At 64.5% G+C, this 5,768-nt stretch carries 7 protein-coding genes; 6 read left to right on the top strand and 1 reads right to left on the bottom strand.

Features of this window, described 5'->3' with window-relative positions:
- The first annotated feature begins 94 nt into the window (after window positions 1-94).
- The 6 genes from VFW45_01635 to VFW45_01610 all read left to right on the top strand — a co-directional run bounded on the left by VFW45_01635 (window position 95) and on the right by VFW45_01610 (window position 4,522).
- A complete protein-coding gene (locus VFW45_01635) occupies window positions 95-784 on the top strand; it encodes a DUF4386 domain-containing protein (protein ID HEU5179466.1) in 690 nt (229 codons plus the stop codon).
- Window positions 785-886: 102 nt separating this feature from the next.
- Entirely contained in the window at window positions 887-1,636 is a 750-nt protein-coding gene (locus tag VFW45_01630) for a methyltransferase domain-containing protein (GenBank protein HEU5179465.1), read from the top strand.
- Window positions 1,637-1,650: 14 nt separating this feature from the next.
- A complete protein-coding gene (locus VFW45_01625; GenBank protein ID HEU5179464.1) occupies window positions 1,651-2,739 on the top strand; it encodes a prephenate dehydrogenase/arogenate dehydrogenase family protein in 1,089 nt (362 codons plus the stop codon).
- Between the two features lie 115 nt (window positions 2,740-2,854).
- Window positions 2,855-3,337, top strand: a complete 483-nt coding sequence (locus VFW45_01620) for a dual specificity protein phosphatase family protein (protein HEU5179463.1) — start codon at window positions 2,855-2,857, stop codon at window positions 3,335-3,337.
- A gap of 65 nt (window positions 3,338-3,402) precedes the next feature.
- Window positions 3,403-4,101, top strand: a complete 699-nt coding sequence (locus tag VFW45_01615; GenBank protein HEU5179462.1) for a hypothetical protein — start codon at window positions 3,403-3,405, stop codon at window positions 4,099-4,101.
- A 97-nt stretch (window positions 4,102-4,198) separates the two neighbouring features.
- Window positions 4,199-4,522 carry a hypothetical protein gene (locus VFW45_01610; GenBank protein HEU5179461.1) on the top strand — a complete coding sequence of 108 codons (324 nt, stop codon included), beginning with the start codon at window positions 4,199-4,201 and terminating at the stop codon, window positions 4,520-4,522.
- A 38-nt stretch (window positions 4,523-4,560) separates the two neighbouring features.
- On the opposite strand, the gene VFW45_01605 is transcribed toward VFW45_01610, so the two are convergent.
- Window positions 4,561-5,745, bottom strand: coding sequence for an acetate/propionate family kinase (locus tag VFW45_01605; protein ID HEU5179460.1), 1,185 nt, complete (start codon window positions 5,743-5,745; stop codon window positions 4,561-4,563).
- Window positions 5,746-5,768 lie beyond the last annotated feature (23 nt).

The following is a 5,768-nucleotide window of genomic DNA, read 5'->3' as shown; positions in this document are numbered from 1 at the left end:
TGCCGCCGACGCGCGCCGCTTGGCTCCGCTGAGCTGAAACTTAGCGTCAGGCACACCGGTATTATAAGGTGACCCGGTGTGAGGAGAATGCACGGTGCATCCCAGCGACAAGATCGCACGAGTGGCGGGCGGGCTGTATCTCCTGATGGGGGTCCCCGCAGTATTCAGCCTCATGTACGTCCCAAACAGATTGGTCGTTGCCGGTAATGCCGATGCCACCGCCGGCAACGTCACGGGCTTCGAAATGCTTTTCCGATTGGGAATGGCCGCCGAGCTGGCTGCAGCTGTCTTTCTTCTTCTCCTGGCGCTGGCGCTCCACCGCTTGCTTGGTGACGTGGACAGGAACCATGCCAGGCTGATGGTCGGACTGGTGCTCGCTTCTGTGGCGATTTCGTTTACGAATGTGCTGAACAGCCTGGCGGCCCTGACCCTCTTCCGCGGCACCGATTATCTTGCGGCCCTGGACCACCCGCAGCGGGAAGCGCTGGGAATGCTGTTTCTTGTCCTTCATCGGCAAGGGATCGGAATCGTCGGGATTTTTTGGGGACTATGGCTGCTGCCTTTAGGCGTGCTGGTGATGCGCTCAGTGTTCTTGCCTCGGATCTTGGGCGTTTTGCTGATCCTCAATTGCGCCGGCTATGTAGCTGCCAGCCTGACCACGCTGCTCGTGCCAAGCTACGCGAACGTCGTTTCCCGAGTCGTCATGCCGACGCTCCTCGGGGAGCTGTGGCTCATGCTCTGGCTGCTCATTCGAGGGGCGCGCCCGCAATCGAGCGCCGCCTGACAATGGCTCGACCGAGCGCGCAACCTCCTGACCGCACGTTTTCGCCGCGCCGGCCAGGCCCCGGCGACAGCCCGCGGTGTCGGCACGCCTGTGGAGAGCGCAATGGCCGATCAGTTCGCCAATGTCTACGCCGACGCCGAGCGCGCCAAGTCCTACGCCAGGCTCGGCTATCCCGGCACCTACTATCTCGCCTTCCGCGATATTCCCGAGCTCCTGCGACGCCACATCCAGGGCCGCCAGGCGCTCGACTTCGGCTGTGGCACCGGTCGCTCCACGCGGTTTCTGAAGGATCTGGGCTTCCATACGACCGGCATTGATATTGCCGAGCCGATGCTTCGTGAAGCGCGGGCCAGCGATCCCCAGGGCGACTACCTGCTGGCTTCAGCCGGGCAGCCACCGGAGCTTCCCCCGGATGCCTACGATCTCATCCTGGCCGCCTTCACCTTCGACAATATCCCGACCGGAGAGACGAAGACCGCCCTGTTCCGCGCGCTGGGACGGGCGCTCTCTCCCGGCGGCCGTATCGTCCTCATTGTCTCGACCCCCGAGATCTACTGGCACGAATGGCTCTCCTTCTCCACCAAGGACTTCCCCGAGAACCGGCAGGTGCCGGATGGGGGCCGGGTACGTATCGTCATGTTGGACGTGCCGGACCGTCGTCCGGTGGAGGATATCGTCTGGTCGGATCGAGCCTATCGAAAGGTGTTCCGTGACGCAGGTCTCCGAGTGATCCAGGTTCATCAGCCGCTTGGGCTGCCTGGCGAGCCGTTTCCCTGGATGAGCGAAGTCTCGGTCCCGGCATGGACGGTCTACGTTCTGAGTCGCGCTGACCGGGATCAGGTAGCCGGATAACTCGGTGACACGCCATGGCAGAGAAGAATCTCGATAGCCTGCGCGAGCGCATAGCCTCGCTCGATCTGGAGCTGGTGGCGCGAGCCGCGGAGCGGGTGGAGCTTGCCAGGGAGATGGGGGAGCTCAAGCGCCGCCAGAATCTGGCCACGGTGGATTACGCTCAGGAGAAGGTGGTCCTGGAACGCGCCCGAGTCGCGGCGCGGGAACGCGGCCTCGACCCTCGCGTGGCCGAGGATCTCTTCGCCGGGCTCATCAGTGCCTCGGTTTCAGCGCAGGAGGAAGACAGTCTGCGTGTTGCAGGGGTCGGTGCGGGGAAGAGCGCGGTGGTGGTCGGCGGCGCCGGCCGCATGGGCCGGTGGGTGAGCCGCTTTCTGACGGCCCAGGGTTACACCACCGTCTCCCTCGATCCCCTGGCGCCGCCTGACGAAGGAGCCTCGGCTCGGCAAGCCCTGCAGTCGGCGGAGCTGATCGTCTGTTCCACGCCGCCCACCGCCACCGCGGATTTGTACCTGGATTGGTCCAGCAGGCCGCTGGCGGGGGTGGTGGTCGATATCGCCAGCATCAAGACGCCGCTCATGGATGCCATCCGTGCCCTTCAGGATGCCGGCGGCCGGGTCGCTTCGATCCACCCCATGTTCGGCCCCTCCACGGTCCTGCTGCGCGATTGCGACGTCGTCATCTGCGACACCGGCGATGCGCAGGCGACCTCGACCGTCGAAAGACTCTTCCAGCCGACGACGGCCCACCTCCTGCGCCTGCCGCTCGCCGATCACGACCGGCTCATGGCAGAGCTGCTCAGCCTCGCGCACGCCGCCGCCATCGCCTTCGCGCTCTCCCTGCCGGAGGCCGAGCCCCCCGTGCGCAGCACCACCTTCCAGGCTCTGGAACGGCTTGCCGCGACCGTCGTGCGGGAGAGCCCCGAGGTCTATTACGAGATTCAAGCCGGGAACCCCCATTCGCTGCAGGCCCTCGAGCGCCTGCGCAGCGCACTGGATCGCATCATCGCAACGGTCAAGGGAGGCGATCGGAAAGGATTCTGGGCGCTTTTCGTCGAGGGCCAACGGCGCACGTCAAGGCGCGTGCCGGAATCGGAACGACGTTAGGACCATCGGCATCCAGCCATGCGGTCCTGCGATTCCTGAAGGCAATCCTGCGGGCGGTTCAGGTAGAATTATCCTTCTCTATACATCTGGGCTGAAGCGACGAGCCGTGCCGACAATGAATGTCGGGCACGACGGCGATGGAAAAGCGACAGGGGGTGACGCGATGGCTGTTGAGCTCTTTCAGGCAGACGATGCCGGGTTTCTCTTTTTCTCGCCTGCCCTCACGGAATGGGCTCCCCTGGAAGCCCGCGGCATCGACACGGTGATCGACCTCGAGGGCGGCCTGGATCAATGCATCCCGAACGTGCACAACCACATCCTGTACATTTACTTCCCGATCTTCGACGAAGAGCTGCCGAACCTCGACAAACTCAATGCCGTCGCGGACATGGCTGCAGGGCTGATCCGGTCCGGCCACCGCGTCCTCTCGCACTGCGGCATGGGCTATAACCGCTCGGCCCTGGTGGCCGGCCTGATTCTGGTGCGCCTCGGAGTTCCGGGCACCGACGCGGTCACCCGCTTGCGTAGCTGCCGGCCAGGCGTGCTGTTCAACGAGGTCTTCGCATCTCATCTGGAGTCTCTCGGATCATCCCACTGACCATGAATCCTATTCAGGTGGGGCTCATGGTCTTCGCTTGTGTGTTCGGAGGGGTGCTCCTCGGGATGTGGCTGCGCAACGTCCTGCCACGGCATCACCTCGATGCCGAGTCGAGAGACACGGTCAAGGTAGGAATCGGCTTTATCGCGACGATGACGGCACTTGTTCTCGGCCTGGTCACGGCTTCCGCGAAGAGCTCCTTCGATGCGGTCAATACGGCGGTGAAGCAAACTTCCGCCAACATCCTGTCCCTTGACCGGTTACTGGCGCGCTACGGGCCCGAGACCGGCGGGATACGCAGTGAGCTACAGCAATTGGTCAGAGCCAAGCTCCAGGAGATTTGGCAGGAGGAGGGCGGGGGCGAGGCCCTGGATCCGACAAAAGGCGGAACAGAGATGACGGCGGAGGACCTCGTGCAGCCGATCCGTGCTCTCGATCCACACGACGATTCCCAGCGCGCGCTGAAGACGCGTGCTCTGGAGCTTGTCGAATCGATATTGCAGACCCGGTGGTTCATGCTCGTCGGCGGCGAGACGGTCCCCTTGCCGTTCCTTGGCATCCTTCTTTTCTGGCTCACCATCACCTTCACCAGCTTCGGATTGTATGCGCCACGGAACTTCACGGTCCTCGCGATCCTGTTCGTGTGCGCCGCATCCGTCAGCAGCGCCCTGTTCCTGGTGTTGGAAATGGATGGCCCGTTCGATGGCCTAATCAAGGCTTCTGCGGGGCCTCTCCGTTACGCTCTGACGCACATCAACCGCTAGGACGATGGGTTACATTACAAATGCACGAGCTCGCGCAGGTCGACGACGGAGCCCGTGGAACCTCCTGTTGATCCCATGTTACCTGGTGCCATGGTTCTTGCTGATAATCGGTTCGATCGTGGTACTTGGCAACCTCTACAGGCTGATCCACGAGGCCGACAATTTTCGGATTCTGCCGGATACGGCGGGTGGCGTCTTCATGGCGATTGGTGCACTTTTCGCATGGTTGGGCCCCGCCATGATCGTGGCGAACCTGCTGGTCGCCGCGGTGCCTCGTGCGCGTCGCGCACTTGACCGAGAGGCGAAGGGCGTGCCTGGAACCGACCGTGGGACCGCGAATCGGAATTTGCTGAAGATGTCGTATTACCTGACGCCGGCAGGCATGTTGATCGCGCTCATAGGGCTCCTGGTCCTTTGGTAGCGGCAGGGGCGTACGGCGGACATGGAGCACCGGCCTGCCTATTCGATCTTGCCGGGCAGACCCAGGAGGGAGGCGGTGTGGCGGGCGATCATCAGCTCTTCGTTGGTGGGGATGACCCAGGCGGAAGGTCGGCTGCCGGGCTTCGAGATGCGGTCGGCGCCGCGCTCGTTGGCCTGCTCATCGATTTCGATGCCGAGCCAGGCGGAAGCCTCGCAGATGCGCCGCCGGATCTCGGCTGAGTTCTCGCCGATGCCGGCTGTGAAGACCAATCCATCCAGTCCCTGCAAGACGGCGGCGAGCGCCCCGATCTCCTTGGCGGCGCGGTAGACGAAGTAGTCGATGGCGAGACGCGCTTCCGCCGCGTCGCTGGCGAGCAGCTCCCGCATGTCGTTGCTGATCCCCGAAATCCCCAGAAGACCCGACTTCTTGTAGAGGATCGCCTCGACCTCTTCGGCGCGCAGCTTCAGGCCCTGGAAGAGGTGCAGGATCACGCCCGGGTCGACGGATCCGGGACGCGTTCCCATGCACAGCCCGTCGAGCGCGGTGAAGCCGAGCGTGGTGTCGATGCTCTTGCGGCTCTTCATGGCGCAGAGGCTGGCGCCGCTTCCAAGGTGCGCCACGATTACGCGCTCGTCGGCGATCTCCGGCGCCGTCTCTGGGAGCACCGAGGCGATGTACTCGTAGGACAATCCGTGGAAGCCGTAGCGCTGCACTCCGGCGCCGCGGATCTCAGCGGGCAGCGGCACCAGCTCGGAGAGCTCCGGCATGTCGCGATGGAAGCCGGTGTCGAAGCAGGCGACCTGCGGGACGCCGGGCAGCCGCTCGTGCACTGCCTCGATGGCCGCCAGGTTGTAGGGCTGGTGCAGCGGCGCCAGGGGATCCAGCTGGCGCAGGGCCAGGAGGACCTGGGGAGTCACGACGATGGGAGCCGCAAAGCGCGTCCCGCCATGGACGACGCGGTGCCCAACCGCTGCCAGGCGCGCGCCGGGATTGTGGGAGCGCAGCCAGGCGGCCAGCTTTTCCAGGGCGCCGCGTGCGTCGGAGACGGCGCCGTCGAGCGGCTCGTCGGCGAGCGTGCTTCCCGCACCGTCCTTGATCGAGAAGTGGGGCGATCTTCCGATCCCCTCGATCTGGCCGCGCGCCTGCAGGCTCCAGGCCTGCGGGCTGGTGCGGCGATAGAGGCGGAACTTGAGGCTGGAGGAGCCGGCGTTGAGGACCAGGATCCAATCGCCCGCACCGGGCGGGG

This window comes from Candidatus Polarisedimenticolia bacterium, from assembly GCA_035764505.1.
GTDB lineage: Bacteria > Acidobacteriota > Polarisedimenticolia > Gp22-AA2 > AA152 > AA152.
The sequence above is the reverse complement of the archived record's forward strand: the minus strand, read 5'-3'. Positions and strand labels throughout refer to the sequence as shown.